We start from the raw sequence: 16,716 nt of genomic DNA, 5'->3' as shown, positions 1-16,716 counted from the left end.
GGTCCCCGACACACTCAAGGCCGTTCGGCCAAGCCTACGGTCTGGAACCGCATACCCCGGCCGGCCACCTCCGTTCCGTTGGATAGTTTCATTTGTGCATCGGTTTGTAGAAGTCGATGTTGTGAAGCGGGCCGAATACGAAGAAACCCACCTGATTGCTCAGGTGGGTTTTCACGTTTTTAAACGCTGCCAGGATCAGGCGTTCGGGCGCTTGCCGTGGTTGGCGGCCTTCTTACGACGATCCTTGCGCTTACGTCCGCGCATGCCCATGATGGACTCCTTTGCTAAGTAAAAAATAAGCCTTCGGAATTATGCCACATTCTCCGGACCGGATGCAACACGACACAACACGGCAGACGGAAAGCCGGTTTGACCGGCGATTCGTCCGCCGTCGAAGGCCGGCTCCATCAAGATGGTGGAGTCGGAGAGATGGGCTCAGTGCTGCTCGGCCTTGATGAACAGCTTCGTGGTGCTGGAAGTGCCGGGCTTCAACACGATGAGGTCGTTGCCGGTGTTGAAGGCGTTGGCGTACGCGGTCTGCGGCTCTACGGCGGTGCCGGCCGGGTGCTGGAATGCCGGGAAGCCGGTGCCGGTGCACACCTGGAAGGAGGTGACGGTCTCGTCGCCGCCGACCTTGATGACCAGGCCGTCGGGGCGCGTGAACGTGGCGGTCACGGTGCCGTCCTCGGCGCGCTTCAGGTCGGTCCAGGCGTCATCGAACGGCTGGTTGACCAGCAGCGGGTCGTCGTTGAGGTCATACTTGGTGCCGGCCACCGGTTCGGTGCCGGTGGGGATGAGGTTCTCGTCCACGGTCACATGCGTATCGGCGGGCACGGTCAGGTGGCACTGGGCGTTGTGGCCGTCGATCTCGTCGCCGTAACCGTTGAAGCCGTTGTCAAGCCACGGGTGGATGGCCAGGGCCCACGGGGCGTCCACGTCGCCGTCGTTCTGCGCGGTCACGGTGATGTGCAGGCCGTCCGCATCCAGCTCATGGGTGGCGGTCACGGTCACGTCGAACGGGTAGCCCAGCAGGAACGGGGCGCGCCAGGACTGCGTCACGGAGGTCTCGGTCAGAGATTCCAGCTTCCAGAAGGCGCGGTAGCCGTAACCGTGGATGGCGGTGTTGCGGTCATGCTCGTCGATGGGCAGCGTGTAGGTCTTGCCCTCGAACTCATAGGTGCCGCCGGCGATGCGGTTCGGGAACGGCACCAGCAGCTGGCCGTGGCAGCAGGTCACCGGATCGTCCGGGCCCAGCGGCACGATCACGTTCTTGCCCTGGTAGGTCACCTTGCGCATGGTGGCGCCCAGTTCGGTGATCACGGCGGCGTAATCACCATAGGAAATGCTGTACTGCTGACCGGTGCGCGGCGTCTTGTTCGTCATAGAATCACTCCCGTAGTGAGATGTGTGTGAACCGGTAACCGATTGTTACCGCTAACGGACAAGTCTAGCGTGTCCGCGGCATGACCGGGCGGCGCGTTCATTCCGTTTCGGCAACAATCGCGATGCCCTCGCCCATGCCCTACACTGGAGGTCGATATGCAAGCCAAGGAGGTTCCGATGACCAAAAGCGTGGTGCTGGCCGATCCGCGTGGATTCTGCGCGGGCGTGGACCGTGCGATCCTGACTGTGCAGACGATTCTCAAGGCCGCGGAATCGTCCGGGGATTCCCGGGCGGACGGGCTGCCGCCGGTGTACGTGCGCCGCCAGATCGTGCACAACAGACATGTGGTGGAGGAGCTGGCATCGCAGGGCGCGGTGTTCGTCCAGGAACTCGCCGAAATCCCCGACGAGGCCGCCGCCGCTGGCATTCCCGTGGTGTTCTCGGCCCACGGCGTCTCTCCCGAGGTCAAGCACGAGGCCGAGCGCCGCGGCATGCACGTGGTGGACGCCACCTGCCCGCTCGTGGGCAAGGTGCACCGTGAGGTGCTGCGGTTCGTGCGCGAGGGCTACGAGATCGTCTACATCGGCCACAAAGGGCATGATGAGGCGGTCGGCGTGGTGGGGGAGAGCCCCGAGCACGTGCACCTCATCGAACACGAGTCGGACGTGGAATCGCTGGACTTCACCCCGGACGTGAAGCTCGTGCTGCTCTCGCAGACCACGTTGAGCGTGGACGAGACGGCCGGCACCATCGCCGCGCTCAAGGCCCGGTTCCCGTGGATCGAGGAGCCGCCGAGCTCCGACATCTGCTATGCCACGTCGAACCGTCAGGCCGCGGTCAAACTGGTGGCGCGGCAGTCCGACTGCGTGGTCATCGTGGGTTCGGCGAACTCCTCGAACTCCGTGCGGCTCATGGAAGTGGCCCAGGAAGGTCTGGGGGAGCGCGGTCGCGCCTATCGCGTGGACGACGCCGGCGAGCTCGACCCCTCATGGTTCGAGGACGTGGAATCGGTGGGCGTGTCCTCCGGCGCCTCCGTGCCCGACGAGCTGGTTTCCGGTGTGATCGAGGCGTTGCGCGGATGGGGGTTCACCGGCATCAGGTCGGTGGAGACCATCAAGGAGAACATGCATTTCGTGTTGCCGCCGCAGGTACGCGCGCTCGTCCGATAAGCCGGTGTCCGGCGGAATCGATCGTCCTGCATCGTCCCGGCATCCCTTATTCATGCCATCGATGCAGGCGAAATCCCGTAAAACATGACCGCCGAAACGTGCCGATGCGGTGATGGTTCTACTATGACGGTGTAGAGAGAAGTCCTAAAACAGGGAGGGGCCATGCGGTTCTGCACCAATTGCGGCGCAAAGCTCGGCGAGAACGATCGATTCTGTGTGCAATGTGGTCAGGAGCGTGATGACTGGCCCGTGCAGGGCACCGCACAGCCGGATACCACGCCGTCCGACTCCGTGCAGTCCGCCCCTGCGCAGTCCGGACCGTCCGCCGATTTGGCGTCACAGCCCACGATGATCGACCCGTCCATGCAGCAGCCCGCCTCGATGCAGGCGCCGCAGCCGGTGCAGTCCGCCGTTCCCGCGCCGTCCGTGCCGTTGCCGTACGCGACCCAGCCTGCGACCGGTGCCGCCACGGTTCCGGTGCCGGGTACGCCGGCCGAATCCCGGCCCCAATCGCAGCCCAAGCCCAAACAGAACAAAGGCCTGATCGCCGCCATCATCGTGGCCGCGGTGGTGGCCGTGGCGTTGGTCGGCGCGTTGCTGTGGGTGCTGGTGATCCATCCGAGGGTGTCCGGCACGTCGCAGAATCGGGCCGCGTCCTCCCAAAGCGCCGGAACGTCCGGCAAATCCGGTTCCGGCAAGTCCGGCGACACCAAGGCCAAGGCCTGCACCGATGCCCCGGATTTCAACATCGACTCCCATGACATGCATGGCAAGGATTTGGTGGTGCGTCTGAAGGTCACGGCCTCCTGCGGCAGCGGCAGCACCCTGAACCTCGATGACAGCGCCGTGCGCATCACCCTCAAGGACGGCAGCGACACGCTCGCCGACGCCGTCTACGATTTCTCCGACGACCCGCTCACCGCCAAGGCCGGCGAGGACGCCGAGACCTCCGTGGCGTTCGCGCAATCCCAGTACTGGTTCGTGCCCGGCGAGGCCGATTGGGACAACCTTGAGGTCACGGGCGAGCTCGGTGCCGACGCCCAGGGGGACAAGGCCAAGCTGGATAATTCCAAGGACTTCGCCGGCGCGGACGCGCTCGACAAGGACGGCCGCGAAAAGGTCGCCAAGGCCGCCATCGACAGGCAGATCAGCCATGACAAGTCCGCGGTGAGCGGCCTGACCGGCGATTACACCACGCAGCTGTCCAGCAAGCAGCTCAACATGCAGGCGGACGGCAAGACCTGGACCTATCAGGACATCTGGCAGCAGTACGTCGATCTCAAGAACGACTGGCCGAACACGGTACTGCTGTGGTCGGGCGACTGGCCGAAGTACCAGCGCAGCGGCACCACCGAATATTACGTGATGCTCTCCGGCGAGACCTTCGGCAGCATCGATGCCGGCTGGGATTGGTGCAGCTCCAACGGCTTCGGCCAGAACGACTGCATGCCCATCAGCTTCGAGTAGCCGTCACCACGTGCCGATCGGCGCGGCCACGGCGTCCAGCACCTTCAACAGGTCGTTCGGGTTGACGCCCACGGACAGGCCGCGCTTGCCGCCCGAGACCAGGATCTCGTCGAACTGGAGCGCGCTTTCGTCCAGCACGGTCTTGTGGCGGGTCTTCTGGCCGAGCGGCGAGATGCCGCCCACCACGTAGCCGGATTCGCGCATGGCCACCTTCGGATCGGCCATGGCGGCCTTCTTGGCTCCCACGGCGGCGGCCAGGGCCTTCAGATCCATGTGCCCGCTGACCGGCACCACGCCCACCACGCGCTCCGAGCCGGTGTCCGCCATGAGTGTCTTGAACACCTGATGCTCGTCAAGCCCGAGTTTGGTGGCCGCCTCCACGCCGTATCCGTCGTCCATATGATCGTTCGAATGCTCGTATTCGTACACGTGGAACTCAACGCCGGCCTTCTCCAATTGGACGGTCGCCGGCGTGGATCCCGCACCTTTGTCATGTTTGCTTTTCTTAGCCATGGTTTCCGTTCTACTACGAAGAAACCCCCGCACGGGGCGGGGGTTTCATCAAACACCTATGGGTTCACGCAACCGCGAACCCATCCGTCTACCGGTCTTGCGGCCGGGCCGACCTCAGGCGAGACTCACTCGGAGATCTCGGCGAAGTACAGCAGGGTGCGGATCATGTTGGAGGTGAAGCCGTACTCGTTGTCGTAGAAGGAGACGGTGCGGGCCAGGGTCAGGCCGTCGATGTTGTTCACGTCGGTCTGAGTCGGGTCGAACACGCCACCGTGGGTGTCGCCGAGGATATCGGAGGAGACGATGCCCTCATCGTTGTAGCCGTAGTACTCGCAGTTCTCGAAGGCTTCCTTGAAGGCGGCGTTGATCTCGTCGGCGGTGGTCTCCTTGTTCAGGACGGTGGTCAGCTCGGTGACGGAGCCGTCCGGGACCTGGACGCGCTGGGCGTGGCCCTGCAGCTTGCCGTTCACGGACGGAACGACCTTGCCGATGGCCTTGGCGGCGCCGGTGGAGTGGGCGATGGTGTTGATGGCGGCGGCGCGCAGGTTGCGGCCGGTCTTGGTGCCACGCGGGCCATCCAGCAGCATCTGGGTGCCGGTGTAGGCGTGGATGGTGGTCATGAAGCCGGCGCGGATGCCGAACTTCTCGTCCAGCAGCTTGACCATGGCGGCCATGGAGTTGGTGGTGCAGGAACCGGCGGAGACAATCACGTCGGAAGCCTTGAGGATGTCGTGGTTCACGCCGAACACGACGGTCGGGGTGACGTCATCCTTGGCCGGGGCGGAGATCAGGACCTTCTTGGCGCCGGCGTTGATGTGGGCCTGGGACTTCTCGGCGGAGGTGTAGAAGCCGGTGCACTCGAGCACGTACTCGACACCGTCGTTCTTGACCCACGGAATGTTGTTGGCGTCCTTCTCGGCGTAGACCTTGTACTCCTTGCCGTCCACCACGATGGAGTCCTCGGTGGCCTTGACGTCGACCGGGGTGCCGTCGTCGTGACGGAAGGTGCCGTGGGTGGAATCGTACTTCAGCAGGTAAGCCAAGGTGGCCGGGGTGGTCAGATCGTTGATGGCGGCAACTTCGATGTCACCAGCCTGGCCGCCGCGAGCCTGCAGCTCGAAGATACGACGGAAGGCGAGACGACCAATGCGACCGAAGCCGTTGATACCAATCTTAACTGTCATGTAATTCTCCCTTGTAGGGTGGCCGTGGTGGGCATGCGCACACCGGGCCATTGTTTACCAACGCTTGTTACTTTAATGCCTTGTCTGTACACAAGGCAACGTTGCAGTATGCGTTTTGGGCAAAATCGCACGTTTTTTTGTGAGCGTTCACATTCCGTTCTCCGCATGACCATATGCCGGTAGGGAGCAGGGGAGGAAAAGCGATTCGCGGGCGGTTCAGCGGACCAGCAGCTTGGACACTTCGGTGTCCAGCTCGCCGATGCCGCCGTCGAACGCGCGGAACCGGCTCACCTCGGGCAGCGCCACCTCGATGGGGAAGGTGACGATCAGCGTGCCGTGCTCCACGCTGACGGCCGCGTCGACCTGGTCGCGGAACTCGTTGCTGACCCCCTGCACCACCGTGTTGGTCAACGTGCCGTCCCTCAGCTCGTACTTGAGCCCCGGCTCGTTCACGCCAAGCGAAACGTCGGAGTGGGAGAACACCGACACCATGCGTCCGTCCTCGGGCACCGGATGCGCGGGGAAGGAGAGCCTGCCGTCGGTGATGGCCGTGACGATCAGCCCGTCGCCATACAGGTATCCACTCGCGCCATGGCGGGACAGCAACGCCATGAGCTGGATGCAGGAGATGGAATGGTCGATGCGTCCGCCGAGTCCGCCGTAGACGCGGAACTCACGGCAGCCAGCCGCCCAGCCGACCTTCAGGGCGGACAGCATGTCCGGATCGTCCTTCAGCGGCGGCAACGCGATCGTATGCGTGCCGGCCGCGGGACGACGCCCCTCCAGCGAATCGAAATCGCCCACCACCACGTCCGGGGCGACGTCCAACTCGCGCGTATGGTCAAGTCCGCCGTCGGCCGCCACCACATATGCGCCCGACGGCACCACGGGATCGCCGGCGTAGTATTCGCCGGCACCGAAAATCACGCACACCTTGCTCATGCGTCCAACTCTAACCCTCCGTGCCGCTCGCCGCCGCCCATCGCTGCTAGTCTGGGCGAGACGGAACATCATTCGGATGGAGAGAACAGGGGAGCGGCATGGCGCACATCACCGAAGCGAGCGAAAGGCCCATCCTCAAATCGAAGGTGTTCCTCTACGTCACCGAATTCTTCTCCGGCATGTCCGTGATGGCCGCCGAACTGGGCGCGTCCCGACTGCTGGCTCCCTATTTCTCCAGTTCGCAGATCGTGTGGACCATCATCATCGGCACCATCATGATCGCCCTCGCCCTGGGTGCCGTGTTCGGCGGCCGTTGGGCGGACAAGGACCCGAACCCGGACAAGCTGTACCTGCGCATCATGGTGGCCGCCGTGTGGATCGCGCTCATTCCGCTGGTCGGCAAGTACCTCATCCTCATCATCTCCGGCCTGCTCATCGTCACCGTCTCCACGAACTTCCTCGTCATCGCGGCGTTCATCTGCTGCGCCATCATCTTCGTGCCGCCGCTGTTCCTGCTGGGCACCGTGACCGCCGGACTCAACAAGTTCGCCACCACCTCCCTGGAGGACAACGCCTCCGTGGTGGGCCGGCTGTCCGCGTGCAACACCGTCGGCTCGATCCTGGGCACCTTCCTGCCCACGTTCGTCACGATCCCGGCCGTGGGCACGTTCGTGAGCTTCCTCATCTTCTCCGGCGTGCTGCTGCTCATCCCGCTGGCCTACTTCATCTCCATCAAGGCCAAACGTGTGGCCTGCGTGGTCTCCGCAGTGATCTTCGTGATCACCAGCTGCGTCTCGCCGCTCACCGGCTTCGCGTTCTGGGAGACCAACCTCGCCTACGAGGGCGAGTCCATATACAACTACCTGCAGGTCAAGAACTTGTCCGACCGCACGATCCTGTCCACCAACGTGCTCTTCGGCGTCCAGTCCGTCACGATGAAGGACAAGGGGCTGACCGGCATGTACTACGACACCGCCCTCGCCGCGCCCGCGCTCGCCGACAAGGCGGAATCCGCGCTGATCCTGGGCATGGGCACCGGCACGTACGCCCGCCAGCTCAGGCAGTACTACCCGGACATGGCGATCACCGGCGTGGAGATCGACCGGAAGATCACCGATCTGGCCGGCACCTACTTCGACGAGCCGGCCGACGTGCCCGTCTCCACCTATGACGGTCGCGCATGGCTGGCCGCCGCGCACGACACGTACGACGTGATCATGGTCGATGCGTACCAGGACATCACCATCCCCTTCCAGATGAGTTCGGACGAATTCTTCTCCATGGTGCGAGAGCACCTCAACCCCGGCGGCATGATGGTGGTCAACATGAACATGGTCTCGGACGGCGCCGGCTCCATCAACGAGGCGCTGCAGACCACCATCGCCAACACGTTCGACGGGTCATGCCGTCTCGGCACGACCTTCACGGCGGACGTGCCGAACACCACCAACCGGGAGCTGTTCGCCAAGGCCCCCACCAAGGACGAGCTGTCACGGTACGACGGATGCAGCGACTCCCGGCGCAGGACCGGCGAAATCGGCACCGTCTCGGAGCCGATCACCAGCGGCATGGCGAAGGCCGTCAAGGCCGAGGCGTTGCGGGCCGCCACATGGGACCGCACGCACGACGGCGAGCTCGCGGCGTACATGAGCGATGTCGCCGGCCGCATGACGCCGGTGGCGGATCCGGTGGCCGGCTCCACCGATTCCTCGCTGATCCTGACCGACGACAAGGCTCCGGTGGAGGTGCTCGGCATGCGCGCCATCGACCAGCTCATCGCCGAGGAGGCCGGGCCGTACCGTGAGATCCTGAAAACCGAGGGCATCGGCGGTCTGCTGCGCGCCGTGCAGTGATGTTCCGACACGCGGGGCGGCGATGTCCTGCCATGTGGTAGACTTTCCATTTGGCTTGAGAAATCAAGAAAGCGGGGCAACCCCACCTGGAAGCCTTTCAAGGCCTCGGGTTCAAGGTATAAGCCTTCAGATTGCCGTTTGTTTCATGCACGGTAATCATGATGATTCGTGAATGCATATCGCGGATTGCGAAGCGCGCATTGCGTCGGCTTTGGCTTGCCATGAACCTGTCGCGTTGAATTGACTGTCAGATGAGCCTCGCGAGGAACAGCAGAGGATTGGAGTCATCATCAGCGACGAACCACGCATTAACGACGAGATTCGCGTCCCGCAGGTACGCCTGATCGGCCCGAAGGGCGAGCAGGTGGGCGTCATCGCGACCTCCGTCGCGTTGAACCTGGCCAAGGAGGCAAACCTCGATCTCGTCGAGGTGGCCCCGAACGCGAAGCCTCCGGTCGCCAAGCTCATCGATTACGGCAAGTTCAAGTACAACGAGAAGATCAAGGCTCGTGAAGCCCGCCGCAACCAGAGCACCGCGGAAATCAAGGAGATTCGTTTCCGCCTCAAGATCGACGACCATGATTTCGACGTGAAGAAGGGTCATGTGACCCGCTTCCTCAACGGCGGCGACAAGGTCAAGGTCACCATCATGCTGCGTGGCCGCGAGATCTCCCGCCCGATCGGCGGTGTGGAACTGCTGCAGCGTCTGGCCGACGACGTGGCGGAATACGGCACCATCGAGTCCAAGCCGAAGCAGGAGGGTCGCAACATCATCATGACCCTCGCTCCGAAGGGCAAGAAGGTGCACACCCAGTCCGAGCAGCGCCGTCGCGGTGCGGAATCCCGCGCCGAACGCCAGGCCCGCCAGGCCGCTCGCCTGGCCGCCAAGCAGGAGGCGCAGGCCCAGGCCGTGGCCGAAGCCAAGGCCTCGGTTTCCCCGCAGACTTCCGATATGAAGAAGCAAACCAGCAAGGAGGGCAGCAATGCCGAAGATGAAAACTAATTCCGCCGCTTCCAAGCGCGCCAAGATCACCGGCTCCGGCAAGGTGAAGCACGTCGGTTCCGCCATGCGCCACAACCTCGAGCACAAGTCCGCTCGCAAGCGTCGCGCCCTGTCCGCCGACGATGTCCTGCGCGGCGGCCAGGCCAAGAAGATCAAGCAGCTTCTGGTGAAGTGAGCTTAGGGCCCACCCGGAAATAACAAGACTTTAGAAAGCTGAGGAAATAGATTATGGCACGTGTCAAGCGCGCAGTGAACGCCCACAAGAAGCGTCGCGTCGTTCTCGAGAGGGCTTCCGGCTACCGCGGCCAGCGCTCCCGCCTGTACCGCAAGGCCAAGGAACAGCTGCTGCACTCCTTTAACTACAACTTCCGCGACCGCAAGGCTCGCAAGGGTGACTTCCGCAAGCTGTGGATCCAGCGCATCAACGCTGCCGTCCGCGCTGAGGGCATCACTTACAACCGCTTCATCCAGGGCCTGAAGCTGGCCGGCATCGAGCTGGACCGCCGCGCTCTCGCCGAGCTGGCCGTCTCCGACCCGGAGACCTTCAAGACCATCGTCGACGCCGCCAAGGCCGCTCTGCCTGAGGACGTCAACGCTCCCGCCGAGGCGTGAAACAGACAGTCCAGTGGACTGTCTGTAGCCGAGGTGAGCAGCTGTGCTGCGAAGGACGCGCGTCAAGCGCGTCAGGCCTGAGTGATTGCCAGTCCTACGGACTGATGTGATTGTTTGACAGAAACCCCGCTCATCGAGCGGGGTTTCGTCGTATGTGGACTTTCTGGCCTCGCTCAGAGAGGGGAGCCAGAAAAAATGACAATTCCGATTACCATAAGACACCATGACCGACTCATTCGCCAGACTCACCGAACAATTCCTCGCCCACATCGGGGTGGAGAGGGGCCTTGCCGCGGCCACGGTCAAGGCGTACGAGTCGGACATCGCCAAATACGTGGACTGGCTGGAATCACGGGGCATCGAGGACCCCGCCGCCATCGGCACCCAGGACGTGGAGGATTACATCGCCGCATTGGATGCGGCAGGGGAGTCCGCGCGCTCCAAAGCCCGCAGGCTCGCGTCGCTGCACGAATTCCATCGTTTCGCCCTCGCCCAGCACGTGGTCTCCGACGACGTCTCCGCCTCCGTCAAAGCGCCCAAAGGAGCCTCCACATTGCCCGACGTGCTGAACGTCGATGAAGTGGCGCGTCTGCTGGACGCGGTCACCCCGCCCGAAACCGCCGCGGATCCGATCCAGCTGCGTGACAAGGCGCTCCTCGAATTCATGTACGCCACCGGTTGCCGTGTCTCCGAAGCCGCCGGTGCGAACCTCGACGACATCGACCTTGATGGACACGTCGCCCGGCTCATGGGCAAAGGTTCCAAGCAGCGTCTCGTACCCATTGGTGGCTACGCCTGCGAGGCCCTGACCCGATACCTCAACATTGGCCGCGGCGAATTGGAACGGCGAACCACCGCCAAAACGCCCGAACGCCGTGCCGTATTCCTCAACAAGCGCGGCCGGCGCATCTCCCGCCAATCCATCTGGGAGATTGTCCGGCAGGCGGGGGAGAAGGCCGGCATCACCCGTCCGCTCCACCCGCATACCCTGCGCCACTCATTCGCCACCCACCTCATCCAGGGCGGCGCCGATGTACGCACCGTGCAGGAACTGCTCGGCCACGCCAGCGTGACCACCACGCAGATCTACACGCACGTGAGCCCCGAGCACCTCATCGAGGCCTACCTCATGGCGCATCCACGGGCGAAATGAACGTCCGACGGGCACCCGCGGTCATTGTTCCGGACGAAAAACCGGTTGGCGGCGAGAACCCCGCCAAGAAGGTATCGGGAACCATGGGACCGGCCCGGAGCGGCGACGTTCGGCTCCGTTGCCGCACCATCGCACTGGCCGAGCCCCGCGAGTAGGCTGGGAGGAGGAAGAACACACGGAGGCTGACATGGGCGATTGGCGCGACGATCGGGGCGAGGATTTCCGTCAGGGAACTTTGCCTATGGCGGGAACGTATGTCGTTGCCGGGCAAGACGAGGAGGATATTGATAAGGTGGACGGTATGCCTACCGATCTGCTTGGACGCGAATACGAAACCTTCCCCGCCCCCGAACCGTTGCAGCAGCATGGCCCGGCCAGGGTCATCGCCATGTGCAACCAGAAGGGCGGCGTAGGCAAAACCACCAGTTCCATCAACATCGCCGGCGCGCTGGCCCAGTACGGACGCCGCGTGCTCATCGTGGACTTCGACCCGCAGGGCGCCGCCACCGTAGGCCTGGGCATCAACGCGAACACCGTGGAGAACACCATCTACACCGCGCTGTTCGATATCTCCGTGGACCCGCATGACGTGGTCCAGCACACCGCGTTCGAAAACATCGACATCATCCCCGCGAACATCGACCTGTCCGCCGCCGAAGTGCAGCTCGTGACCGAAGTGGGCCGCGAACAGATCCTCAACGGCGTGCTGCGCAAGGTCAAGAACGAATACGACCTCATCATCGTCGACTGCCAGCCTTCCCTCGGCCTACTCACGGTGAACGCGCTGACCGCCGCGGACGGTGTGATTATCCCCGTGGCCGCCGAATTCTTCGCCCTGCGTGGCGTGGCGTTGCTCATGCAATCCATCGAGAAGGTGCAGTCCCGCATCAACCCAGCGCTGGAGGTCAGCGGCGTGCTGGTGACCATGTACACCAAGACCCTCCACTGCGAGGAGGTCTGCCAGCGCATCTACGAGGCGTTCCAGGACAAGGTCTTCCACACCGTGATCTCCCGCTCCATCAAATTGCCGGATTCCAGCGTGGCCGCCGCACCCGTGACGGTGTACGCCCCCGAACACAAGACCGCCAAGGAGTACCGGGCCGTGGCTCGCGAGCTCATCGCCCGCGGCATCGTGGCGTGACCGGCGTGTCCGATTCCCGCCCGGACGGGCCGGAGCCCCAGTCCGGCACCGGCTTCCGGGTCAATCTCGAGGTCTACTCTGGCCCGTTCGACGTGCTGCTCGGCATGATCGCCAACAATCGCCTCGAACTGACGGAGGTCTCGCTTTCCTCGATCACCGAGGAATTCCTCGCCTACGTGCGCGGGCTGGACTTCGCGCGCAACATGGACGAGGCCAGCGCCTTCCTCGACGTGGCCTCGATTCTGGTGGAGGCCAAAAGCGCCGCTCTGCTGCCTGCCGACGAGGAGGGCCAGCGCGACGAGCAAAGCCTCGCGGCCCTGCGCGAACGCGATTTGCTGTTCGCGCGCCTCCTGCAATACCGGGCCTATAAGCAGGCCGCCGCCGACTTCCGTGCGCGCATGACGCTCAACGCCGGACGATTCCCGCACCCCGCCATGGTGGACGAGGCGGTCGCCTCGCTCCTGCCCGAACTCGTCTGGACCCTGACGCCGGACGACCTGGCCCGTCTTGCCGCGCGAGTGATCGCCAACGCTCCCGCCTCGGAAGTGTCCGTCCGTCAGCTGCATGTGCCGCTGGTGGACCTGCGGGCCCAATCCCTGCTGGTGCGCGACCGGCTGCGTGCCGCGCTAACGCGGGGGAGCGGCGGAGGCGACGATGCCGGGTCGCTGTCCTTCCGGGAACTCACCTCCGACTGCGCCACCCGCATCGAAGTGGTGGCCCGGTTCATGGCCATTCTCATGTTCTTCAAGCAGGGTTCGCTGCAATACCGGCAGGACGGGCCGTTCGAGGATCTGCATCTGCGCTGGGTCCCCGGTGCGGACGACGACGCCACCGCGGCGGACGGCAACGGCGACGATGTGACGATTTCGGAAGGTGACTTTGCATGACGGGAATTCGGGAAACGCAAGCTGGCTCCGGTGCGCGGTCCGCCAATGATGCCGTGACGTTGGGCGGCGGAGAAACCGCATACACGCCACCGCAAGCGGGCCGTCCGATGGCGTTCGCCGTGTCCGGTCCTTCAGCCGACTATCCCGGTGGCCTGCCTGCCTGTCTGGAAGCCGTGCTGATGGCCGCCGACCAGCCGCAAACCCCCGCCGACCTGGCCCGCGTGCTCGGCTGCGGAGAGCGGACCGTGGAACTGGCATTGGAATCCCTGCGCGAGGAATACGAAGGCGACCCGGACGCGGGTGTCCGGCCCCGCGGCTTCGAGCTGCGTGAGACCGCCGGCGGCTGGCAGTTCGCGAGCCGAGCCGTCTACGAGCCGGTCGTGTCCGCGTTCGTGACCGACGGACAGACCGCACGGCTGAGCCAGGCCGCGCTGGAGGCGCTCGCCATCGTGGCGTATCGCCAGCCCGTCACGCGCGCTCAGGTGGCCGCCATCCGCGGCGTCAACTCGGACGGCGTGATCCGATCGCTCACCGTGCGTGGCTTGGTGCGCGAGGAAGGCGTCGATCCCGATTCGCGCGCGGCGCTGCTCGTCACATCCGCCCTGTTCCTGGACAAGATGGGACTCGACTCCCTTGACGACCTGCCCTCGCTGGCCCCGTTCCTGCCGCCGGTGGACGATGTGACCAGTGAGGTCGCCGATTGATCCACGCCTCGAACAGTTATAGTCACAGTGACTATAACTAGTGCTATGCTGTGAGCCCAAGGGGACGCTCCGCATAGGGAAAGAGGTATGGCATGGGATTCGGCAACGTATCCGAGCGCCGCAGCGCGCCGCCGCAAGTCGGCGTATCCGTGGTGATTCTGACGCTCGGGCCGCGTTCGGGCGGCACCCGCGATGCGAACGATGCCGCCCGCGGTCTCAACGCCGACGGTTCGGGCCATGCCTCCGAGGCCGGAGCGCCGGGGGCTCCCGCAAGGGGTGCGGCCCACGGCGCTTCAGCCTCCCATTCGAGACTCTGGCTGCCGTTGGTCAGACGCATCCGACAGCCCTTCCTGGGGTATTGGGCGCTGCCGGGAGGCGATTTGAGGGCCGACCGTTCGCTGGAACAGTCGGCGTACTCGGCGCTTGAATCGACCACGTCCCTGCATCCACGCTATCTCGAACAGCTTTACACCTTCGGCGACCCGGCCCGTTCGCGCGGCGGACTGCCGATGGTCTCCATCGTCTACTGGGCGCTGGTCGAGCAGCGTGATGCCGCGGATTTCGAGGACGGCGACAACGTTCGCTGGTTCCCGGAGGACGACCTGCCGCCACTGGCCTTCGACCACCGTGAGATCATCGACTACGCGCTGGCCCGGCTGCGCTCCAAAATCGAATATTCGGACGTGGCCACCCGGCTGCTCGGTCCCACCTTCACGCTGCGCCAGCTGCACGGCGTGTACGAGGCCATCGCCGGCCAAAGCCTCGATCTGGCGAACTTCCGTCGCAAGATGCTCGCCTCCGGCGACCTTGAGGACACCGGCGAGAAGGTGCGTGAAGGCCGCCAGCGGCCTGCAGCCGTCTACCGGTATGTGCCCCCGGATTCCGGGAACATGGCCGTACCGGGGTGGGGGAGCGGCGGGCCGTCCGCCGTCAAAGGCTCTTCGGATGCTCCGGGGACGACGGAGTTAGCGCGAGGGACCGGCCCCGATCCCGACCGGACATCAACCCGTACCGATGATGCGCTCTCCCCGCTGATCCCCTCTGCCCACGGGTGAGTTCCACCCGCGCCGGCTCCCCTCTACGCGGGGAGCCGGGCTACGTAGTGAGACTGAGGGGAGAGCCACGGTCAGCCCGGTACTCCTCTCAGTCCTCTTCGCAGCCAGCTCCCCTCTCCGGGAGCCAAGACCAACGCAATCCGTTCAATAGAACAAACACCACCAATACAAGAGAAGAAGGTTCACTATGAGTGACGCCAAGGAGAAGAGCTCAGCGCTCTCCGTGGAGGAACAGGGCATCGACACCATCGCCGAGTCCGACCGCCACGGCAGCCCGAAGGACCTGTTCTGGCCCTGGTTCGCCGCCAACATCTCCGTGCTTGCCATGTCCTACGGCGCCTGGTCGCTCGGATTCGGCATCTCGTTCTGGCAGGCGACCCTCGCCTCCATCATCGGCATCGTCGTCTCGTTCCTGCTCGTGGGCGTCGTCTCCATCGCCGGCAAGCGCGCCAACGCGCCGACTATGGTCATCACCCGTGCCACCTTCGGCGTCGAAGGCGCCAAGGTGCCGTCCGTGCTGAGCTGGATCGCCACGCTCGGCTGGGAGATCTCGCTGACCACCACCGCCGTGCTCGCCCTCGCCTCCACCTTCCAGCGCCTCGGCTGGGGATCCGGCGCCGCACCGAAGATCATCTCCACCATCATCGTGGTGGGACTCGTGGTGGTCGCCGGCATCTTCGGCTACGACCTCATCATGAAGGCCCAGCAGGCCATCACCGTCATCAGCGGCGTGGTGACCATCGGCTTCCTGATCCTCGGCTGGTCGCACATCGACTTCGCCGCCGTGGGCGCCTCCCAGGGCGGCTCGGCACCGGCCGTGCTCGGCGCCTGCCTGTTCGTCATGACCGGCTTCGGCCTGGGCTGGGTGAACGTCGCCGCCGACTACTCGCGTTACCTGCCGCGCAAGTCCTCCAACGCCGGCATCGTGTTCTGGTCCACGTTCGGAGCCTCGCTCGCCCCCGTGCTGCTCGTCATCTACGGCGGCCTGCTTGCCGTATCCAACAAGGACCTCGCCGACGCCGTGGGCAACGACCCGATCGGCGCCATGGCCTCCATCCTGCCCACCTGGTACCTCGTGCCGTTCACCATCGTGGCCGTGCTCGGCCTTATGTCCGGCGCCATCATGGACAACTACTCCAACGGTCTGGCCCTGCTGAGCTTCGGCATCAAACTGCCGCGCGTGGCCGCCGCCGGACTGACCGCCGCCCTGACCGTGCTCGGCGTGGTGTACGTCACCTTCTTCTCCGACACCTTCATCGGCCCGTTCCAGGGCTTCCTCATCACCCTTGGCGTGCCGATGGCCGTATGGACCGGCCTGTTCATCGCCGACGTGCTCCTGCGCCGCAAGGACTACGCCACCGACGACCTCTACAAGCCGTCCGGCCGCTACGGCGCCTGGAACGTCAAGTCCCTCGTGATCCTCGTGGTCGGCACCCTGCTCGGCTGGGGGCTCGTGGTCAACACCTCCGCCAGCTGGCTTGAATGGCAGGGCTACTTCCTCGGCTTCTTCGGCGGCAAGGACGGCGCATGGGCGTCCGCCAACCTCGGTGTGATCGTGGCCCTGCTCGTCGGCCTGCTCGGCGCGCTCATCTTCCAGCGCGGCGACATCGCCAAGCAGGAGCAGGACTGAAAACCGGCCGTGCGGCAAT

General features: G+C 64.5%; 16 protein-coding genes and 1 pseudogene. 12 read left to right on the top strand and 5 right to left on the bottom strand.

Annotation, left to right across the window (positions count from 1 at the left end; translation table 11 throughout):
• Positions 1–195 precede the first annotated feature (195 nt).
• Complete coding sequence (locus tag DF196_RS14220; RefSeq protein ID WP_003817083.1) at positions 196–270, bottom strand: 50S ribosomal protein bL37; 75 nt, start codon at positions 268–270, stop codon at positions 196–198.
• 165 nt (positions 271–435) lie between these two features.
• Positions 436–1,383, bottom strand: a complete 948-nt coding sequence (locus DF196_RS10245; protein WP_109057731.1) for an aldose 1-epimerase family protein — start codon at positions 1,381–1,383, stop codon at positions 436–438.
• Positions 1,384–1,539: 156 nt separating this feature from the next.
• Here DF196_RS10245 and DF196_RS10240 point away from each other — a divergent pair, with 156 nt between their 5' ends.
• Positions 1,540–2,553: a 4-hydroxy-3-methylbut-2-enyl diphosphate reductase gene (locus DF196_RS10240; RefSeq protein ID WP_109057730.1), complete on the top strand. Its 1,014-nt coding sequence runs from the start codon at positions 1,540–1,542 to the stop codon at positions 2,551–2,553.
• A 162-nt stretch (positions 2,554–2,715) separates the two neighbouring features.
• Positions 2,716–4,020 (top strand): zinc-ribbon domain-containing protein, encoded by a 1,305-nt coding sequence (locus DF196_RS10235; protein WP_109057729.1) that lies wholly within the window; start codon positions 2,716–2,718, stop codon positions 4,018–4,020.
• A 3-nt stretch (positions 4,021–4,023) separates the two neighbouring features.
• On the opposite strand, the gene ybaK is transcribed toward DF196_RS10235, so the two are convergent.
• The 3 genes from ybaK to DF196_RS10220 all read right to left on the bottom strand — a co-directional run bounded on the left by ybaK (position 4,024) and on the right by DF196_RS10220 (position 6,659).
• Positions 4,024–4,533: a Cys-tRNA(Pro) deacylase gene (gene ybaK / locus DF196_RS10230; protein WP_109057728.1), complete on the bottom strand. Its 510-nt coding sequence runs from the start codon at positions 4,531–4,533 to the stop codon at positions 4,024–4,026.
• Positions 4,534–4,658: 125 nt separating this feature from the next.
• Entirely contained in the window at positions 4,659–5,717 is a 1,059-nt protein-coding gene (gap, locus tag DF196_RS10225; RefSeq protein WP_109057727.1) for a type I glyceraldehyde-3-phosphate dehydrogenase, read from the bottom strand.
• A gap of 216 nt (positions 5,718–5,933) precedes the next feature.
• A complete protein-coding gene (locus DF196_RS10220; RefSeq protein ID WP_109057726.1) occupies positions 5,934–6,659 on the bottom strand; it encodes a thiamine diphosphokinase in 726 nt (241 codons plus the stop codon).
• 98 nt (positions 6,660–6,757) lie between these two features.
• Between DF196_RS10220 and DF196_RS13585 the strand changes: the two genes are divergently transcribed.
• The 10 genes and pseudogenes from DF196_RS13585 to DF196_RS10170 all read left to right on the top strand — a co-directional run bounded on the left by DF196_RS13585 (position 6,758) and on the right by DF196_RS10170 (position 16,697).
• Positions 6,758–8,512 (top strand): spermidine synthase, encoded by a 1,755-nt coding sequence (locus tag DF196_RS13585; RefSeq protein WP_241519691.1) that lies wholly within the window; start codon positions 6,758–6,760, stop codon positions 8,510–8,512.
• Between the two features lie 244 nt (positions 8,513–8,756).
• Positions 8,757–9,515 carry a translation initiation factor IF-3 gene (gene infC / locus DF196_RS10210; RefSeq protein ID WP_109057725.1) on the top strand — a complete coding sequence of 253 codons (759 nt, stop codon included), beginning with the start codon at positions 8,757–8,759 and terminating at the stop codon, positions 9,513–9,515.
• The gene (gene rpmI, locus DF196_RS10205) at positions 9,496–9,690 is read left to right on the top strand and encodes a 50S ribosomal protein L35 (protein WP_109057724.1); all 195 of its coding nucleotides are present in this window, start codon (positions 9,496–9,498) and stop codon (positions 9,688–9,690) included. Before infC ends, rpmI begins: the two co-directional genes overlap by 20 nt.
• A gap of 53 nt (positions 9,691–9,743) precedes the next feature.
• The gene (rplT, locus tag DF196_RS10200; RefSeq protein ID WP_109057723.1) at positions 9,744–10,127 is read left to right on the top strand and encodes a 50S ribosomal protein L20; all 384 of its coding nucleotides are present in this window, start codon (positions 9,744–9,746) and stop codon (positions 10,125–10,127) included.
• Positions 10,128–10,350: 223 nt separating this feature from the next.
• Positions 10,351–11,280, top strand: coding sequence for a site-specific tyrosine recombinase XerD (gene xerD / locus DF196_RS10195; protein WP_109057722.1), 930 nt, complete (start codon positions 10,351–10,353; stop codon positions 11,278–11,280).
• 301 nt (positions 11,281–11,581) lie between these two features.
• Positions 11,582–12,421: a ParA family protein gene (locus DF196_RS10190; RefSeq protein WP_109057721.1), complete on the top strand. Its 840-nt coding sequence runs from the start codon at positions 11,582–11,584 to the stop codon at positions 12,419–12,421.
• Between the two features lie 5 nt (positions 12,422–12,426).
• Positions 12,427–13,308, top strand: coding sequence for a segregation and condensation protein A (locus DF196_RS10185; RefSeq protein WP_241519690.1), 882 nt, complete (start codon positions 12,427–12,429; stop codon positions 13,306–13,308).
• Positions 13,309–13,415: 107 nt separating this feature from the next.
• The gene (gene scpB / locus DF196_RS10180) at positions 13,416–14,012 is read left to right on the top strand and encodes an SMC-Scp complex subunit ScpB (RefSeq protein WP_109057733.1); all 597 of its coding nucleotides are present in this window, start codon (positions 13,416–13,418) and stop codon (positions 14,010–14,012) included.
• Between the two features lie 92 nt (positions 14,013–14,104).
• Positions 14,105–14,888 (top strand): annotated as a pseudogene (locus tag DF196_RS10175) (NUDIX hydrolase); the annotation flags it as partial.
• 366 nt (positions 14,889–15,254) lie between these two features.
• Positions 15,255–16,697, top strand: coding sequence for a purine-cytosine permease family protein (locus DF196_RS10170; RefSeq protein ID WP_109057720.1), 1,443 nt, complete (start codon positions 15,255–15,257; stop codon positions 16,695–16,697).
• Positions 16,698–16,716 lie beyond the last annotated feature (19 nt).

Origin of the sequence: Bifidobacterium callitrichidarum (assembly GCF_003129905.1) — a bacterium.
Classification (GTDB): domain Bacteria; phylum Actinomycetota; class Actinomycetes; order Actinomycetales; family Bifidobacteriaceae; genus Bifidobacterium; species Bifidobacterium callitrichidarum.
Note: the sequence above shows the minus strand (reverse complement) of the source record. Positions and strands in the feature narration are given on the sequence as shown.